Origin of the sequence: Paraburkholderia sp. BR10872, assembly GCF_040965835.1 — a bacterium.
Classification (GTDB): Bacteria; Pseudomonadota; Gammaproteobacteria; order Burkholderiales; family Burkholderiaceae; genus Paraburkholderia; species Paraburkholderia nodosa_A.
Genome location: NZ_JBFRCN010000050.1, coordinates 35,674 through 52,741, shown reverse-complemented (window position 1 = coordinate 52,741; position 17,068 = coordinate 35,674). Strand labels below are relative to the sequence as shown.

The window sequence follows — 17,068 nt, the reverse complement described above, 5'->3', positions numbered from 1 at the left end:
CAAACCCGCAATCACTTGAATCAATTCACAAGGTCAGCTACCTCGATCACAGCCATTCCGCAGAGATCCTGGTTTGCATTTCCCACAGCGGCGGCACGGCTAGCCGCTTGCGGCGGTAGCCAGCGAGCGAGCGCCTCCTTGACTTGCATCAAAGTGCAAGCGAGCACTTGTTGGCGGAAGGCTCGGCGCATCTCCTTCGTCACACCGCGACGCTCCGAACGATCGGCTGCACTGGCGAGAGTATATGGTGCCAGAGGTTTGTCGAGTCGCTTGATGACTGAGATGATGGCTCCTTCGAGGGTCTGTTGGCTAAAGTATGCGTCCTGGATCTCGCGCACCGAGCCCGCGAAATCCGCGTAGGTGCCCGCTAGCCGGGGATCGCGAAACGAACTCATCGTAAAAAGGCCATCCTCCGCGCTATAGCTGGCCCAGCCGCCGTAGGCTCCCCCCTCTTCGCGCAGCTTGCGGTGCAGCGCAAGATGGGTCAGGAGCTCGGCGGCAACAGCGAGCGGCGCAGCATCGGGATGCTCGACACTAGGCGCGGCCCATGCAATGTGGCAATGGTTCACCTGGCTTGCCACACGCAAGGCCACGTTGGCGACTTCATGAGCACGCGAGATCGCGTCAGATGCACCCAGCCTGCCAGCCCGAGAGGGGCGCAGGTCCAATGCCTTCGAGGCCTCGAGCGACGATCCGTTCAGGCCAACCCAAATGACGCGATTGGGCACCTCCAGCAACAGCTGGTGAATGCGCTTCAGGTGGTCGGCGATAGCTTGAACGCCCTCCGGCGACTCCAGCATCTTGCCTAGCGCGGCGACGAATGGCAGAGAGGCTAGGCCGTGCACGCGGTGGGCAAATTGCCGACGAATCGAGTAGGCCGCGGCCGCGGCCAGAGAAGCGTACTGGCCGGCCGCCGCTGCTAAGCCGTTGACTTTACGCGCGACGCGCGCTTTGGTCAAAAACGAGATGCGGTCGAGTTCATCGAATCGCGGCACCAAGGTCCACGCCGCGATGGCGGAGGGGATTCCGGCTTCGTCCTCAGTCAGCGCGGAGGCATGAACGTTCAGTTGCGGCGTCAGGCTCGTGCGACCGGCCTCCACCAAGGTGTCCAGCGTCATTGAGAACGAGGACACCTGACGCTGGCGCCATCGGCCCGCTTCTTCAAATCCCAAACTACCAGTCCCGAGGTCCGGCACGATGTCGGCGTACAGGGATAGCCAGGGCCAATCGTCCTTCGGGGCCGTGCTCAGATCGAAAAGCGTGGTCGCATAGGTGATGCCGTTGGTGGCGCCACCGACGACGCTAATCGAGCTGTGCTGATGTTGAATCTCTGGCAACGCGATGGGCTCACGCCTGAGTTCGCTCGGCTGAACGCAAGGCAGTACATCGATGTTGCTTCGAGCCCTGCGGTGTTCGGCCAGAGCGGCCTCCTCGGCGCCGATCTGGCGACGCTCGTCGTCGTTCAGCTCGCGCTCCTTCAGCGCGAGCGCCTTGGCTTCCTGCGCCTCGCGCAGAGTCGCGAAGTCGGCATCTGCAATCACGTGCGTGGCCAGAAGATTCGGGTGATTGATCAGCTCACGGACGGCATGCTTGAAGAAGGCCGGGTCCTCAATCTCTTTCCCGAGTTGCTGAAGCACGGGTTCGATATCGAATGCCGTTGCGACATCGCCTCCGTTCATCAGCAAGGGTACGGCGTCAAGCAACCGGCGCAGTGCGTCTGGGATGGTGTCCCCCTGAATCTCGCGCTTTGCAAAACGCATGTCGCGCAGTGCGGTTTTGAGGACATCCACCGGAACGCCGTCAGTTGCGGCGTCCTCGAGGGCGTGCTCGATACAGCTCTTTGCTCGCTCCACCTGTGTCTCGGTCAATCCTTCCATGCCAATATGCAGCACAAGCTGGCGCAGGCCGCTGTCGACGAAATTCATCTGGCTTGGTCGGCCGAAGCCTGCCGACTGCATCGCCTTCATCACCGGCGCGGAGGCGTCGCCAAGCAAGCCGTGGCTCAGTAGCCGAAGTCGTGCAGTGGCTAGCGGGTCGGTGGATTCACCGAAGCGCCAGCTGAGCTGCAGGCCATGTTCGTCAGGGCGCGCTTGAGCCGACGGTACTCTGACCTGAGCGCGGCGCGGTGCTATCCAGTCAGCAGCCAGCTCTGGCCGACGCGCCGGGCACCGTCCCGTGCGGCGCGAGAGCACGCGCTCAACGAGCTTGGCCTGAATCTCCTTTGCCTCGATTCGACCAGCGCTCATGAACATCGCCTGCGAAGGGTGGTAGTGGCTGGCGTGGAACTCCAGCAGCATTTCGTGTGAAAGCTCCGGGATGACGAGCGGGTCGCCGCCGTAGTTCTCGGCGTAGGACGTTCCGGGGAACAGAGCCTTGTTGAGGCCGGAGTACAGGATGCTCAGCGGATCGCCAAACGCGCCCTTCATCTCGTTGAGCACTACACCTTGACGGACCAGGCGATCGTCCTTGAAGGAATGGCGCCAGCCCTCCTGACGGAAGCTAAGGTAATCCAGCTTGGGGAAGAAGGTCGCGTCAAGATAGACGTCGAGCAGATTGAAGAAGTCGGTGCGATCGGTACTCGCGAACGGATAGACCGTGCGGTCGGGGTACGTCATCGCATTCATGAAAGTCGCCGTTGAGCGCCGCAGCATTGCGAAAAACGGGTCCGCCACCGGGAAACGCTCCGAGCCGCACAGTGCAAGATGCTCGAGGATATGGGCACGCCCGTCGCTAGCTTGCGGAACCGTCGGAAAGCCCACCAGGAAAGCGAACTCGTCCTGGTCGCTGGCCAAATGTACATGACGTGCTCCGGATGCGGGGTCTAGGTATTGCTCGAGCTGCGCGCGCAGATCCGGGATGGGGTGACTGGAGATGTGTTCGAAGGAGGTCATTGTGATTCAGTGTCGGGTTGGCTGATCGATGAGGTACGGCTAAGCGCAGCGGCGCGTGGCCTGTCCTTACGTTCCACTTATGTAACGCCCCTCATTGGTCAAAGAGTTTCAAGCTGTCTAATGATCCCTACTTCGTAGAGAAGGTGCGCGATATTGTCGGGCTGTACCTGAGCCCACCGACCAATGCTTTGGTGCTGTGCGTCGACGAAAAGAGCCAGTGCCAGGCGGGCAGGGCGCTACCCGCTGTTCGCCGCCCTCAATACGGCAACGGGTGAAGTCATTGCGCAATGTAAGCCGCGCCACCGTCATCAGGAATTCCTCGCGTTTCTCAGGCATGCGGATCAGGCGGTGCCCGCACAATCTCGATGTGCATCTGATCGTCGACAACGATGCGACGCACAAGCATCCGAAGGTCAGGGTGTGGCTGGCCAAGCATACGCTACCACATGCACTTCACGCCGACGTATTTTCGCGACATTCGTTAATGTTTAGTTTCGCACACGCTCCAATTTCGTTGTTCATGGCCTCCTAACCGTGTTGACCAATGTTTGACCTACCTCAAGGTCGCCGTTACAGCCGTAGATGAATGGACTCAATTTTGCCTCTGTTGAATTTCCAGTGGGGGGTATCGTCCCGACTTCTGCATAAACACGACGAGGGCAGGTCGTGCACAGCAAGCTGTTCGAAGCCGCATTGGGCGTGAGCAATGAAATGAACGCGTCCGTGCGCCGGTCAAACCCGGCAAGGTGTTGTGAATGAAAGAGTCATACGTTGAAGGTCTAGCCAACCACAACGGCCTCGAGTCATGCGTGTGCGTCCGTAAGGGCGTAGGCGAAGCGTTGGCAGAGGTACGCATCGGCCAGGTATCGAGCTGCGAAATCCATTCCCCGTTCCGAAAGGTGCGGGCTGATCGGGGTGCCGAGGCGCTGGACGCTTGCCGAAAGCCACACCGGGATTGCCGTATTGGCAAGGCAATCCCGGACCCCGCGCGGTCGGAGACCCTGAGCACGTGCGGAAACACCTTGCATGGGAACCGGGAGATCCCGCGCCCTACTGCGTCGCGCTGGGAAGCGTTGAACGAGCATCAACATTGCGAAAACGACGAAATGAAGCCCTGCAAGCGTCTGCGGAAGTCGCTCGTAATCTCGTGCGAGCCGCCGGAAGCGATTCAACCAGCCAAAGCTGGCTCGACCACCCAGCGACGCGGCAGGAGGACAAAGCCTTTTTTCGCCTCCGGCAGCTTGATGGCCTGCCGTTCAATGCCTTCATCACGCGCGGCCTGCGTCGCGTCCTCACCTGTATGGTCTTGGTCCGCGAATGCCACCTTCACTGTTTGACCCGATACCTCCTGAACCTGGCGGGCAAGCTCGGCGACCTGCGCTCGCCCCTGCTCGTTGGCCGGCGTAATGTGCACAGCCAGCAGATTGCCCAGCGTATCGAGCGCCATGTGTACCTTGCTGCCACGCTTGCGGTTATAGCCATCGTAGCCCGCACGCGGGCCGCTTTCGCACGTGGACTGCAACGTGCGTCCATCCAGGATAACCGCGCTGGGTTGCCCCCGGCGCTCCTGGGCGATACGCAGCACCGAACGCAATTCGCTGACCATCCCATCGAAACAACCCGCGTTCAGCCAACGTTTGTGTTTGCTGATAGACCAGTTCCGACGGCGCGAAGTTGGTCGGCAGCATACGCCACGAGGCACCGGCTCGCGCCATCCATTTGCGTGCTCCTTCGGAGAAAACGATGTGTGCAAGCTCCGTTTTACTCCAGTCGGGCTTACTTCCGCGGCCCCCCCACATAGCATCTAATGCGACACACAACCGTCACGGATCCCAACATCATTGTTGGCATGCGGTCAGGCGCCTGAGCGCGTTGCACGAGGCAGCACCGTTGCGGCATGTAGAACCTCCACCGAGATCGACCGCAGCGGCGCCTCGTCAATGAAACGGTCCAGCAGTTCGCGCACGTCGTGGTCGATGAAATCGGCGCGGGTTGTGTCGACGATGAGAGTCGCCCGATCCGGGATATGCGCAAGCATCTCCTTGAGCGCCACCTTGCCGAGAAACGACACATCCTTGCGAAACGAGAGCAGGAAATGGTCGTCGTGTCGCGCGAGGGCAATAGGCCGATGCAGATTCGCCCACAACGCGAGCGCGGCGCTGCACAGCACGCCGAGGACAATTCCGGTGAGCAGATCGGTGGCGAGCACCCCGGCAATCGTTACAATGAATGGCGTGAACGCTGCCGCTCCCTGTTTCGCGAGCATAATGAACAGCGACGGTCTGGCGAGCTTGATGCCGGTATGAATGAGAATGGCGGCGAGACTCGCGAGCGGAATCAGGTTGATCGCATCCGTGAGCGCGAACACGCTGACGAGGAGTAGCACGCCGTGCACGATTGCGGAGAGCCTGCTTCGCGCGCCGGCGTGGACGTTGGCCGAACTGCGGACGATGACGGATGTGATGGGCAATCCCCCGATGGCGCCTGCCACCATATTGCCGACGCCTTGCGCTTTGAGTTCGCGATTCGGTGGTGCGGCGCGACGCTGCGGGTCGATCTGCTCGACGGCTTCGAGGCTCAGGAGCGTTTCTAGGCTGGCGACAACGGCAAGCGTCAGGGCGACGATCCAGATTTCTGGATCCACAAGGCGCGCGAAGCTCAACCCGAACTCAGCGAAATGCAAGGCGTCGTGGAGCGCCGCCAACGATTTGATGGCCGGCAACGCTACGCGGAGCTCAGGTGGCAACGCGAGCGTGGCGCCTAACGCGCCGCAAACCAGCGTCGCGCTTACGCCCGCAACTACGACGACAAGCGGCGCGGGCACGAACCGCACTAGGGCGAAGCGTCGCAATGTATGCGTGTCCCAGGCCGCAAGGATGGCCAGCGAGATGGCGGTTACAGTACAGACTATGGGCGAGATGGATACAAGCGCGCCTGCCAACGATTCGGTGTTGCCGCCCGACGTCAGACCGACTGCGAGTGGAACCTGCTTGATGATCAGCAGCAGGCCGATTGCGGCGAGCATTCCCTTGATGACGGGTGTGGGGACATACGACGCGAGCTGCCCGGCTCGAAGCGTGCCGAAGCCGAACTGGATGGCGCCCGAGAGCAGCAATGCAATAAGGAATGCAGAGAAACTACCGAGACGCGCGATGCCGTCGACGACGATCACGACGAGGCCCGCGGCGGGGCCGCTCACACTGAGGGACGATCCGCTGAGCAAGGCGACGACGATGCCACCAACGATGCCAGACACCAACCCGGCTAGCGGCTCTGCGCCGGAGGCTTTTGCAATGCCGAGACACAACGGCAGCGCGACGAGAAAGACTACAGCGCCGGCTGCGAGGTCACGTAGAAGCGCAGAAGGGAAAGCTTTCGAAGTCATGACGGAAACGAAAAATAGTGAAGGGTGAATACCGCGACGGCGAAACTTGTGCGACTGCCATGTTCCGGTGAACGAGGTAAGCGGAGCGATCTGGAGCGGGTCAGACGGGGGCGATTGCCTTCCTTGTTTCACGCCCGTAGCCCGACACGAGTTCGCGCATCTGGCCGTCGTTCAGTGAAAAGATCCAGCCGTGCACAAGGGGAGAGGGTGCACGCCCACGCACGAGCGGATGCTCGCGCAGCAGGCGTACCTGTTCGAGTACATTAAGTTCGACGAGCCGGTTGATGCGTGCCTCTTCCGATGGCAGGCGAGCGAGCGCCGCGTGATGCGTGTGTGCGAGTGCGCAAAGCGGCCTGATGTGGCGGTTGAAGTGCGGCGAGGCATCGGCTGGCGGAAGTAGCGAGGCGCGCACGCCCCCGCATCCGTAATGCCCGCAGACAATGATGTGCGCGACCCGCAGCTCACACACCGCATATTCGAGCACGCTCATGGTGTTGTCGTCATCAACATGAAAAAGGTTAGCGATGTTGCGATGAACGAATAGATCCCCCGGCGCGCACTGGGTGATGGTTTCGACGGGTACGCGGCTATCTGAGCAGCCAATCCAGAGCACTTGCGGTTTCTGCCCCATGGCTAGCGCGCGAAACAAGTTTGGTTCGCGCCGTCCGATTTCCTGGGCCCACGCGACATTGGCGACGAGCATGCGTTTTGGAAGATTCACGAGTCGAGACTCCAATCAGGTCGTTGGCTTCGATCAATGCTTGCGAATAGCCTTCTATCAAAAAAATGGGTCGTTCCAAAATGACGCTGGACGACGCCAATACGTGGCGCGGACTTCGCGGTCACCCGTCAATCAACCAACCCAGTGCACTCGGCCGCCGCCGGGATACCCTAGCAGGCCGCTGGAATACAGCCCAACGGAGACGGCCTTGTTCCGCTTACGCGGTTTCTGCCGAAAATTTTTCTGATTGCGCAATCTCAACGCGAATTCAACGTTGTTTTGGCGGTTTGAGGCTACTTTTTTGGCCTCATTGCCGCTTTCCCGCCACTATGGACGCACCCGTGCCAGCGATCGCATGCGCACAAGGTTGTACGCCGCCATATTCAACACGAACATCTGGTCCACCTTCTTCAAGCCATGCACCATCACCTGGCGCATGCGCCCCACGGTCTTGGCCCTGCCGAAACCCTGTTCAATCAACTTGCGCTTTTGCTCGAAATGGCGTAGCCCACGCTCGAGGCAATCGCATCGTGCACTGCCGAACGCCGCCCCGAGGTGTTTTGCGCAACGTGCGGCGTGACCTTCATCTGCTGGCGCGCCTCGACGAATTCCTGTGCGTCGTAGCCCTTGTCTGCACCCAGCGTGATTTCCGCGCGCGGATCCTCTGCCGCCTGCCGTACGTCGTGGATCATGATCTTGGCCGCTTCACGCTCGGCATGACCGTCGGCGCGTGTCACACGTGCGTTGACCACCAGGCCGTGCCGGTTGTCCGTTAGCGTATGGCCCATGTAACTCAATTCGCTGGCCGTTTTGCCTTTTCGATAGAGCTTCGCATCGGGGTCGGTCTTCGACTGATGTGTCTCGTTGCTGCGTTTCTCGCTTTTGCAGTCGCCCGCGCCGCCACCATCGTTGTCCTGATCGTCGCCGTTCTTGCGTACAAAACTCTTGTGTCCGACCCACGCCTGGATTAGGGTGCCGTCCACGCTGAAATGCCCGCCCGAGAGCAGACACTTCTTCCCGGCGATGGACACCCCTTCGTTGAAGAATTCGATCACGGCGTCGTGCTCGATCAGACGCTCGCGGTTTCTCGTAAAGACCGTGGGCACCCACACCTCGTCGTCCATCGCCAGGCCAATGAACCAACGAAACAGCAGGTTGTACTGCACCTGCTCCATCAGCTGGCGCTCTGAGCGGATGCTGAAAAGCGCCTGAATCAGCGTGGCTCGCAGCAACTTCTCTGGCGCGATGCTCGGCCTCCCGCCCTTTATGTCCGCTTCGTACATCTGGGCGAACAGTCGATCCATCTTCGCCAGCGCTTCATTCGCCATCACGCGGATCGAACGCAACGGATGCGACTTGGGGACGAAGTCGTCCAGCTTGCACATGGAAAACAGACTCTCGGTGAATGTGTCGGCGCTGACGCCATGCCGACTGCCATTTGCCATCGTCCCGGCAGAAGATTCTTCCATGATGGCGATCTCATACAGTTTTTGCGCCGACAGATGGTGTTGAGCTTGATGAGAATTGCGATGCATTTCATTCCAGTCATTAAGGTTTGCATAACAGAATTCAGTCTACCCGGTATTTTAGATGAGTCATCGTGTCGCAATTGTGTCGTCAAATACGTTAGGCTACCCCGTCCATTGTTTGAACGGAACCATGCGTTGCCTCAGTAGGCGCATAGATTTGCGCACATCTTTTATACCGACTGTGCTTTAGATGCATTGATAAAATGCAGCAAACAGACCTCAATAGGACCTACGCCATAGACATAAGTGCAGGCATAAATTAATTTGATGACGTACTTCTCAGTAGTCTCGCTTACCGCGTGGCATTATTTGCGCTCGGCTGGTTCTGATTATTGGGTGTGCGCAACAAAGTTCGGTGCATGTTGCGGTGGCAGTGCGATGAGTCCGCGTCGATAAAGGACTGCTAACCGGTTTGGTCGCGGATCGATCATATTGGCATTGTCGCGTTGCTGGGGTGGTCGAGTAAAATCGTGGGATGAAGGGTTCTGGTTCAAATAGGTAGGATAGCTTATTGATCAAACAGGACCGCATTCCATACGGTGGGCGCAGCGGCCTCCTTGAGGCCGAGCTTCGCGAGATCGGAGTGCTATCCAGCGAAACCGCGTCGATCCTGATGCGAACGATCTGTGCACGCTGCAATTCCGTGAACACGCGACGCAGCACGCCACTTCTGGACCAGCGGTTCATCCGCGTGTAAATCGTATGCCATCTACCGAAGCGCTTCGGCAGTCCACGCCACTTGCAGCCGTGCTCGGCGACATAAAGATCGCATTGCACTTGCAGGTTCGTCAGACTGACTGTTGCCACGCTGTCGTGGCAGACAATGCTCGATCCGTTGATAATTGGGCTTCGGTGATTTCCATCGCCAGAGTGGACGATCAAACGACATTAGCGTGAACACGCCATAGGACCACTTGTCCACCGGGGCCACGTCACCATCCTTGCCTGTTCGCAGATCTTGCTCCGATACAGCTGCGCAAACTTCCGCAGCTGCGCAAGTTCTTTTCGAGATTGGAACCGAGCCTGATCGGCATCGAACACCGTCACGGTTCGCACTTCTGGGCTCTGGAATTTATCTCGCAGGGGGCACACGGTTCGACTGCTGCCGACACAATATGTGAAACCCTTTGTGGTCGGCGGCAAGAACGACGAGAATGATGCTTCCGCCATCTGTGCAGCTGTGCCACACCCGGCATTGATCCAGCACCGATCAAGCGCCGATCAAGCGCCGAACAGCAATCATTGCAGTCGGCTCATCGCATGAGTGAGCGGGCCGTTTGCGAGCGAACCGTGAAGTCAAATCAGATACATAGCATGTTTGCATGCAGAAGAGGGGTTCATCTTCCGGACGGCCCTTGTCCAGCTTCGGTAGGACTTCAATGGTTCAATGGACTGGGAGTCGGTGCCGTCGCAGACGGCTCTCGTGCAAACCTCCCTTGATCGCTATCCGGCGCTTTCGTGCTCGCTGTCTTGCACGTGACCATATTCATTGGACAGGCTTTGACGGATGGGCTTGCCGCATCGCAGATTCAGGTCCAGACGACAGAACGGGCTCGCGAGGATATCGTCGACGCGATTAGCGGGAAAGAGCGAGTGGAGCGTCAGCCTGATTGCTCGCCAGTCGGTAAAGGCACCGCTTTCGGCAAGTTCGAAGGCCCTCCTCCGGATAATCCCGCGGCACTCGATCGTGTCGGCGTCGGCCATATTTTTCATAGTCGCACCTCCTCCTGAGTAACAGTCATTCGTGCGTCATCCTGACGCGTAACTTCTGGGGAATTCCGGATCATGCGGCCTTGGCACGATGACGAGGAGCCCCCGGGCGACTACGTTGATGGTTTCTCTGCTGCGAACCACGATGCGCCACAAACTAAAAACCTGCCGCCGCCCGCTCGCGCACCTGCATTAGTGAAGATACGCGCGCGATTCACCCTCGATGTTGATATGCGTCAATGCTGCGAACGAGCCAACCAACACCGTGATGCGGTCGGAGTAGAACAGCGAATATAGTCCCTCAATCCCATCTCGTTGTACAGAAGTGTCGTACCCTTCGCGCAGGATCTGTAAAGTGGCTCCCGGATTTGAGACAGTAATTTAGTCGACCCTGAAAAACTCGAAGCGCCTTGCGCGGCAAGGGTTTGAAGCTGATAGTTGTTGATGCATTTGCAGGAACTTCCCGCTCGCGGTGATTTGACTGGTGTCAACCGCAACGATCCCATTCAACTTCTAGCGTTCGTCGAGGCAATTCCGCCCATCCGCGGCAAGCCTGGCAAACCACTATCAAAGCCTCGGGTCGTTGAGGGCGATAGAGGTTACGACCACGACAAATATCGATGTCCACTGCATGCGGTCATGCATTGCAGAAATCGCTCGACGTGGTCAGCCTCTGTTGAGCAGACCATCTCGTGGCTTCACAACTTCCGCCGACTGCGCATCCGCTTCGAACAGATCGCTTCCATCCACGGATGGCTTTCTTCAGAATTGCCTGCTGCATCCATATGCTGGCGACCACCTGAAAAAGTGATTCTGCAAACCCCTTACTGCCGCGGCTTTCCGACACAGCATCAACGTTGAGTGCAAAGTGAGCCACGTCACCCCCCCGAGCCGTGCGCGGGGCTTCTGCGAGAAGAATCAGCGAAGCATTATTCAGTCCCAGCTCGAACTCAAGAGCCGCGAGGAACCGGCTTTGCGCATGACGCTATCCGACGGCTAATGGGTCTACAGGCGGAGCCTTTTCCTCAGGCGTGACGTCAGCGCGCGGGCCGGCAGGCTCGCGAGCGAGGCAACGGCAAATACGGACAGGATCGTCACTGCATCTGCAGCGAGACCCAGCCACACATCATGCTGGCCGCCGGTTGTCCGGGCCAACACGGCATCGGCGCTCAGCGAAACTACGGTGCCGGCGACGAAGCACTGCAGGCTCCTACGGCCGATCGCTCCGACCCACGGTGCCCTCTCAGCAGCGTGTCGTATCCAGCCACGGCGGACGAGATCGGCGACCAGCCACGCCAGCGCAATGAAATTCACCGCGCGTGGCCATTCGAGGTCCCGCTTCATGATGCCAGGCGTTGAGGGCTCGATCCTCAGCTTGTAATAGGCACCAGAGGCGATGATCGCGAGCGCTGCAAGCCACGCGATCCTGCCGAAACGCGCGGAATCGATGTGTTGATAAACGGGCTGGCAGCGCGCGAGTGCGCCGAGCACAAATACCAGTTGCCAGGCGAACGGATTGAAATCCCATCGGTTGTTCAGTGCGGCGGGAAGATACCAATATAAGGTTCCCGCGACCGCCCAGAGCCCGAACGATAGCGCTACAAGTAGCCACGGGCGCTCGCGTGCGAGCGGTACCATCACCGGTGCTGCCAGCGCGAAGAGTACGTACATCGGCAGCACCGACGCAAGATATGGTTGACGGCGTAGCAGCACGATATCGCGCAGCACCGTTGCCGGCGACGCAATCAATTGCTGCAGATCACGTGCCGTGTGCGGCGTTTCGATGTGGAACGCGCGCAAGACGGCGCTCGCCAGCAGCAGTAAGCCAGCCGTGAAAAGAAATGCCCGATAGATCACCCACGCTCGTTTGATAAACCACCTACGCGCGGCCGCTTTGTCGCGGTACGCTGCCAGAGTAGTCCATGCGGTGGCTGTCGAGTAGCCCGCGAGAAACACAAACGCTTCAGCAGCGTCGCAAAGCGCATACGTGTGCAACGTAATGTGCGACACGACGCTGCCGCTGACGTGATCGACGACAACGATCAGCAATGCGAGACCGCGGAGAAAATCGAGTTCTGGCAGCCGGGAGGTCGATGAATGCATGGAGTATGGATGGTGTGAGGCTGGAGCACTCACGGGCAGGGCGCTCGGGTGCAAACAGAACGCATGAAGGAAATTTCATTACGGAAAGGATTCGCCATCAAGAAGAGAGAACGAGCTACCACACTGCTGCCGACGTAGTGTCTTGAAGGCTTAATTTTGCCCGCTAATATGCCCAATATCATTGGGCTTTGCGAACCGCATCGGCTGGCATCTGGCCGTCCCGGGCAGGGCTTCGCTCCTGCTAGCCGCGCAAAAATTCTTTCGACCGCGTAGACATGAAGTCTTCTATGCGCGTGTAATAGCGTGGAGCATCTGTTTGCGTCCAATCCAGAATCCGGGTTAGCTCTTCCCAATAGGCAACTGCAGATTAATTGGTTGTTGCATTCTGCTTCGTCGAACGCTTCGCTCTATAGCCATCACATGCCTTGCCGAACGCGCCTAGCATCTTCCGGCTCCTCGTCGCTTGAGGCGTGCCATTCAGGAGGCCACTGCAGCGCGAGTTAAAATGTGGATGCGTCCGTGTACAGTGCTTCCATGCCTCCGTCATCCGCGACTGCCTCCAACCGAACTCTTTGGCCAACCTGTGCGATTCCTTGCTTGTATAGCGAGTTGACGCGTAACTCGCTGCCGTCGATGACCGACGACCGCAGTCCGCCAGACCCGACGACAATCAGACATGCTCGAAGCGGAGCGCGTATTCACGTCCCGTCAAAGCGATATTGCCACATTAGATCAGTTATTGAATATGAATTTTTATTATGGAAACCTAACGCATACTAATGCGTGTATGCGTGGAAGATGATCTTGATGTCAGGTTCGTCAGGTTAGTAGGTAGGGCTCAACCAGCATGAAGCCGCTCACCCTAGCGGCAACGCCCGATTTTCGTCCCATGATCGGTTGCAGCATTGTCATCTTTTCGTCACGGTGCTGCGTCGTTCGTAATACCGTAGATCACGTAGTTTCGCGGAGCTAAAGTCGAAAGTAATGGGATCGACGCCCCCACCCGAAGCGGCATCAATTTGCCAAATCTATGGTCCGCCACATTTTTGCAACCCTGATTTTCGATGGCGAGCTGGCTTGCCTAAATCTATTCGGCGTCGTTTTGGGGGGCGCACCCCGCGCCACGATGAGATTCGCGCCTGACGATCCTTAACAGTGGCTCGGCTTCGAAAGCCTGTTTGGCACGCAGGTTCTTCGTCAGGCCGGTATGCCGTTCACGTCATCAATTTTCGGTCGTCGCAAAACCAGTTGGGTGAGTGTGGTCAATAAAGATGAAGCCATGTTCGTTCAGGTCGGGCGGGTTGTGAAGCCCGCGTCGAATGTGGTGTGGCGCGCAACAATTGCTCAGCCGGTTCGCGCCAGCTTGTTGGCCAGTGCAGACGCCACCAGGCTTGAATGCCGCTGCACGAGCATTGCGCGAACCCAGTCCGTCAGGCGGCCGGTTCGTTTCTCTAGGCCTCGCATGTAGGCTCGGGCGCACAGGACGAGCAGGCGCCTGACATTTTTGGCGCCGCGCCGGCTGATCCCGAGAAGATTGGTCTTGCCGCCCGTACTGTATTGCCGGGGGACGAGCCCAATCGATGCCGCAAAATCGCGGCTGCATCCGTACTGTTTTGCATCGCCCATTTTCGCGGCCAACGCGCTTGCGGTGACCGGGCCAACTCCCGAGATGCTCATGAGGCGCTGTCCGATCTCGTCCTCAGCGAGCTGGCGGCCCAGCTCCTGGTCAATCTCACCGATCTGTTCCTCGAGGTACTTGACGTGCTGGTGGTGGCGCTCCAGAATCGCAACCAGCCGGAGCGGCAGTTCCTGCATGGCGAGCACGGACGGCAGACGTGCGACAGCGGCCTTGCCCACCGGCAGACTGATGCCAAACTCGAGGAGAAAGCCATGCATCTGGTTTACGGTTCTGGTGCGCTCGCGCACCCATCGATTCACGCACACGATGCAGCACCGAAAACGTCTGTTGCGATTCCGTCTTCGGGGTTACAAATCTCCATCGCCGGGCGCGATGCTGTTTCGCAGATCGCCTCGGCGTCGACGAAATCATTCTTGTTTGACTTGACGAATGGCCTGACGAACTGAGGCGAGATAAAGCGCACCGTGTGCCCGAATTCGGCCAGCTTGCGGGCCATATGATGCGAACCGGCACAGGCCTCCATAACGACGGTACAAGCATGGAACGTCGCGAAGAATTCGACCAGTTGTTTGCGCTCATCTTTTTACGGAACACAGCCTTGCCTTTTGCGTCCTGCCCATGCAGGTGAAATGTGTGTTTGCCCAGATCGATACCAACGAGCGTGACTCCGTCCATGATGGCCTCCAGTTCGGTATGAACACTGCCAGCCTATCCTATCCGCCAGGGCGGGGACCATCCCATTAGTGGAAGTGTCACCGCAACCACCTGACCGAGGGGTGCGCCCATCATGAAGATTACGACGATTGGCATCGATCTGGCGAAGAACATTTTTTCCGTGCATGGTGTAAATGAACATGGCCGAACCGTGCTGAAGAAAGTGCTCAAGCGAAATCACGTTGCGGAGTTCCTTCGCCAACCTCTCCACCTGCGTAATCGGGATCGAGGCGTGCGCCAGCGCGCACTGTTGGGCCCGCAAGCTGCTGGCAATGGGCCATACCGTAAGATTAATCGCACCCCAGTTTGTCAAGCCATTCGTCAAGACGAACAAAAACGACGCGGCGGATGCCGAGGCGATCTGCGAGGCAGTCGCGCGACCTAACATGCGTTTCGTACCGGTCAAGACCATCGAGCAGCAATCGGTGTTGTCGCTGCATCGCGTACGTCAGGGTTTTGTCCGGCCCCGAACCCCACAGGCCAACCAGATTCGCGGACTGCCGCCGAATTCGGGATCGTTGTTCCCCAAGGCATCGGGCATCTCGAGCGCCAGGTGCCCGAACTAATCGAAGATGCAGAGAGCGATCTCACTGGCTCGTCTCGATTGCTGATCCAGCGGCTCATTGACCATCTGAAGGACCTTGGCAGGCGGGTCCGGGAGCTCGAGAAGCAGATTCAGTCCTGGCACCGCAGCGACGAAACGAGTCAACGCCTCGCACGTGTCCCCGGCATCGGGCCACTTACCGCGAGCGCGCTCGTCGCGTCTGTCGGTGACGCAATGAGCTTCAGGAATGCCAGGCAACTTGCGGCGTGGGTCGGTCTGGTACCCCGACAGAACTCCAGCGGCGGCAAGAACGTGCTGCTGGGCATCAGCAAGTCAGTATGACTTCCATTCGGCAAGGCTGGCCGCCGTGCGGTTGTAGACGCGGGTTTGAGCAAGCTTGATGAACAGATTGCCACGATCGAGCGACGTTTGCAGGCGTGGATGAAAGAGGACAAGGCGAGCAAGAGCATTGCCGCCATACCGGGTGTAGGCCTGCTCACGGCGACCGCCGCGGTTGCGACCATGGGAGACTCAAAGTCATTCAGATCAGGCCGCGAATTCGCGGCGTGGCTCGGCTTGGTACCCCGACAAACGGGCTCCGGCGGCAAGGTGGTCCTGCTGGGAATCAGCAAGTCAGTATGACTCCCCGTGAGGCGAGGCTAGCCGCCGTGCGGATGTAAGCGCGGGTTAGCATGGCTGCCAGAGCCGCATTGAGTGGGGACGGATCCGCCGCTCAACGGTCTGTTTCCGACACGGAGGCTAGCATGCACGACGATAGCACGTTGTACGTAGGGCTCGACGTTCACAAGGATTCGATCATGGTTGCCTACTCGGTCGATATGGGCAACGTAGAGTTGCTCGGCAAGATCGGTACGACACAGATCGAAGTTGATCGCCTATGCAAACGGCTGCGGTGCAAAGCACGACACATTTGCGTGGTCTACGAAGCAGGCCCATGCGGTTATGGCCTCTATCGACGGCTGATCGACAAAGGCTTCGACTGCATGGTGTGCGCACCATCGCTCATCCCACGCAAGCCGGGTGAGCGCGTCAAGACAGACCGCCGCGACGCAATCAAGCTGGTGCGCTCACTGCGAGCCGGTGACCTGTCCGCCGTGCATGTGCCAACGATGGAAGATGAAGCGTTTCGCGATCTGGCCCGTGCCTGGTCATCAGCCAGAGAAGACCTCAAGCAGGCGCGATGCCGGCTGAAATCGTTCCTGCTCCAGCATGGTGTGAATTACTTTGGACGAGCGGACTGGGGGCCTGCTCACCGCCGCTGGCTTAGCACATTCTCGTTCGATAGTGGCTGGCAACAACTGGCATTCAACGAGCACCGCCGCACGATCGAGGATCGCTTGGCGCAATGCGAACGACTGGAAACCGCGCTGCGTGAAGCCGTTGCAGATTGGCGTTTCTATCCCGCTGTGCTTGCGCTGCAGTCGATGCGGGGCATTAACTTCACGTCGGCTGTCGGCCTTGTGTCCGAACTGGCCGATCTGTCGCGCTTCGAGCATCCACGCCAACTGATGGCGTGGCTTGGCGTGACGCCGTCGGAACATTCGTCAGGTGGCAAACGGCGACAAGGCAGCATCACAAAGACAGGAAACAGTTACGCAAGAAAGCTGCTGGTCGAATCCGCGTGGAGCTACCGTCATCCGGCACGCGTGAGCATTGATATCCAGCGGCGACACGAAGGAATTCCAAAGGCGATCATCGATCGAGCCTGGGACGCGCAACTGCGGCTGTGCCGGAGATACAGGAACCCCCAACCAACATAACCCGAGCGATCGCCAGGCCGATAACTGGTCCGTCCTGTGAACAGGGTGATC

The 17,068-nt window shown here is 58.9% G+C and carries 6 protein-coding genes and 9 pseudogenes; 5 read left to right on the top strand and 10 right to left on the bottom strand.

Annotated features, from left to right (window positions below):
- Positions 1-20: 20 nt before the first annotated feature.
- Positions 21-2,891, bottom strand: a complete 2,871-nt coding sequence (locus tag AB4Y43_RS30735) for an insulinase family protein (protein WP_368729511.1) — start codon at positions 2,889-2,891, stop codon at positions 21-23.
- A gap of 89 nt (positions 2,892-2,980) precedes the next feature.
- Between AB4Y43_RS30735 and AB4Y43_RS30730 the strand changes: the two are divergent.
- Positions 2,981-3,355: pseudogene (locus AB4Y43_RS30730) on the top strand (transposase); the annotation flags it as partial.
- Between the two features lie 615 nt (positions 3,356-3,970).
- Here AB4Y43_RS30730 and AB4Y43_RS30725 read toward each other — a convergent pair.
- The 6 genes and pseudogenes from AB4Y43_RS30725 to AB4Y43_RS30700 form a co-directional block, all read right to left on the bottom strand.
- Positions 3,971-4,633, bottom strand: a pseudogene (locus tag AB4Y43_RS30725) (IS5 family transposase); the annotation flags it as partial.
- A gap of 113 nt (positions 4,634-4,746) precedes the next feature.
- Positions 4,747-6,276 carry a SulP family inorganic anion transporter gene (locus tag AB4Y43_RS30720; protein WP_368729514.1) on the bottom strand — a complete coding sequence of 510 codons (1,530 nt, stop codon included), beginning with the start codon at positions 6,274-6,276 and terminating at the stop codon, positions 4,747-4,749.
- Between the two features lie 100 nt (positions 6,277-6,376).
- Positions 6,377-6,997: a carbonic anhydrase gene (locus AB4Y43_RS30715; protein WP_368661798.1), complete on the bottom strand. Its 621-nt coding sequence runs from the start codon at positions 6,995-6,997 to the stop codon at positions 6,377-6,379.
- Positions 6,998-7,324: 327 nt separating this feature from the next.
- Positions 7,325-8,442: pseudogene (locus AB4Y43_RS30710) on the bottom strand (IS5 family transposase).
- Between the two features lie 660 nt (positions 8,443-9,102).
- Positions 9,103-9,415: pseudogene (locus tag AB4Y43_RS30705) on the bottom strand (transposase); the annotation flags it as partial.
- Positions 9,416-9,969: 554 nt separating this feature from the next.
- Positions 9,970-10,239, bottom strand: coding sequence for a hypothetical protein (locus AB4Y43_RS30700; protein ID WP_342922778.1), 270 nt, complete (start codon positions 10,237-10,239; stop codon positions 9,970-9,972).
- Positions 10,240-10,713: 474 nt separating this feature from the next.
- Between AB4Y43_RS30700 and AB4Y43_RS30695 the strand changes: the two are divergent.
- Positions 10,714-11,097: pseudogene (locus AB4Y43_RS30695) on the top strand (hypothetical protein); the annotation flags it as partial.
- A gap of 144 nt (positions 11,098-11,241) precedes the next feature.
- Here AB4Y43_RS30695 and AB4Y43_RS30690 read toward each other — a convergent pair.
- The 3 genes and pseudogenes from AB4Y43_RS30690 to AB4Y43_RS30680 form a co-directional block, all read right to left on the bottom strand.
- A complete protein-coding gene (locus AB4Y43_RS30690) occupies positions 11,242-12,339 on the bottom strand; it encodes an OpgC domain-containing protein (protein WP_069269243.1) in 1,098 nt (365 codons plus the stop codon).
- 500 nt (positions 12,340-12,839) lie between these two features.
- Positions 12,840-12,974: a gamma-glutamyl-gamma-aminobutyrate hydrolase family protein gene (locus AB4Y43_RS30685; protein WP_368710022.1), complete on the bottom strand. Its 135-nt coding sequence runs from the start codon at positions 12,972-12,974 to the stop codon at positions 12,840-12,842.
- Positions 12,975-13,683: 709 nt separating this feature from the next.
- A pseudogene (locus tag AB4Y43_RS30680) lies at positions 13,684-14,653 on the bottom strand (IS110 family transposase).
- A 112-nt stretch (positions 14,654-14,765) separates the two neighbouring features.
- On the opposite strand from AB4Y43_RS30680, the pseudogene AB4Y43_RS30675 reads away from it, so the two are divergent.
- From AB4Y43_RS30675 to AB4Y43_RS30665, 3 pseudogenes are all read left to right on the top strand, one after another.
- A pseudogene (locus AB4Y43_RS30675) lies at positions 14,766-15,569 on the top strand (IS110 family transposase); the annotation flags it as partial.
- 54 nt (positions 15,570-15,623) lie between these two features.
- A pseudogene (locus AB4Y43_RS30670) lies at positions 15,624-15,869 on the top strand (transposase); the annotation flags it as partial.
- Between the two features lie 131 nt (positions 15,870-16,000).
- Positions 16,001-16,999: pseudogene (locus tag AB4Y43_RS30665) on the top strand (IS110 family transposase); the annotation flags it as partial.
- Positions 17,000-17,068: the final 69 nt, after the last annotated feature.

Excerpts from the sequence above, each read along its gene's own strand:
- AB4Y43_RS30690 (WP_069269243.1), bottom strand. The coding sequence starts at position 12,339 with ATGCATTCATCGACCTCCCGGCTGCCAGAACTCGATTTTCTCCGCGGT.
- AB4Y43_RS30720 (WP_368729514.1), bottom strand. The coding sequence starts at position 6,276 with ATGACTTCGAAAGCTTTCCCTTCTGCGCTTCTACGTGACCTCGCAGCC.
- AB4Y43_RS30735 (WP_368729511.1), bottom strand. The coding sequence starts at position 2,891 with ATGACCTCCTTCGAACACATCTCCAGTCACCCCATCCCGGATCTGCGC.
- AB4Y43_RS30700 (WP_342922778.1), bottom strand. The coding sequence starts at position 10,239 with ATGAAAAATATGGCCGACGCCGACACGATCGAGTGCCGCGGGATTATC.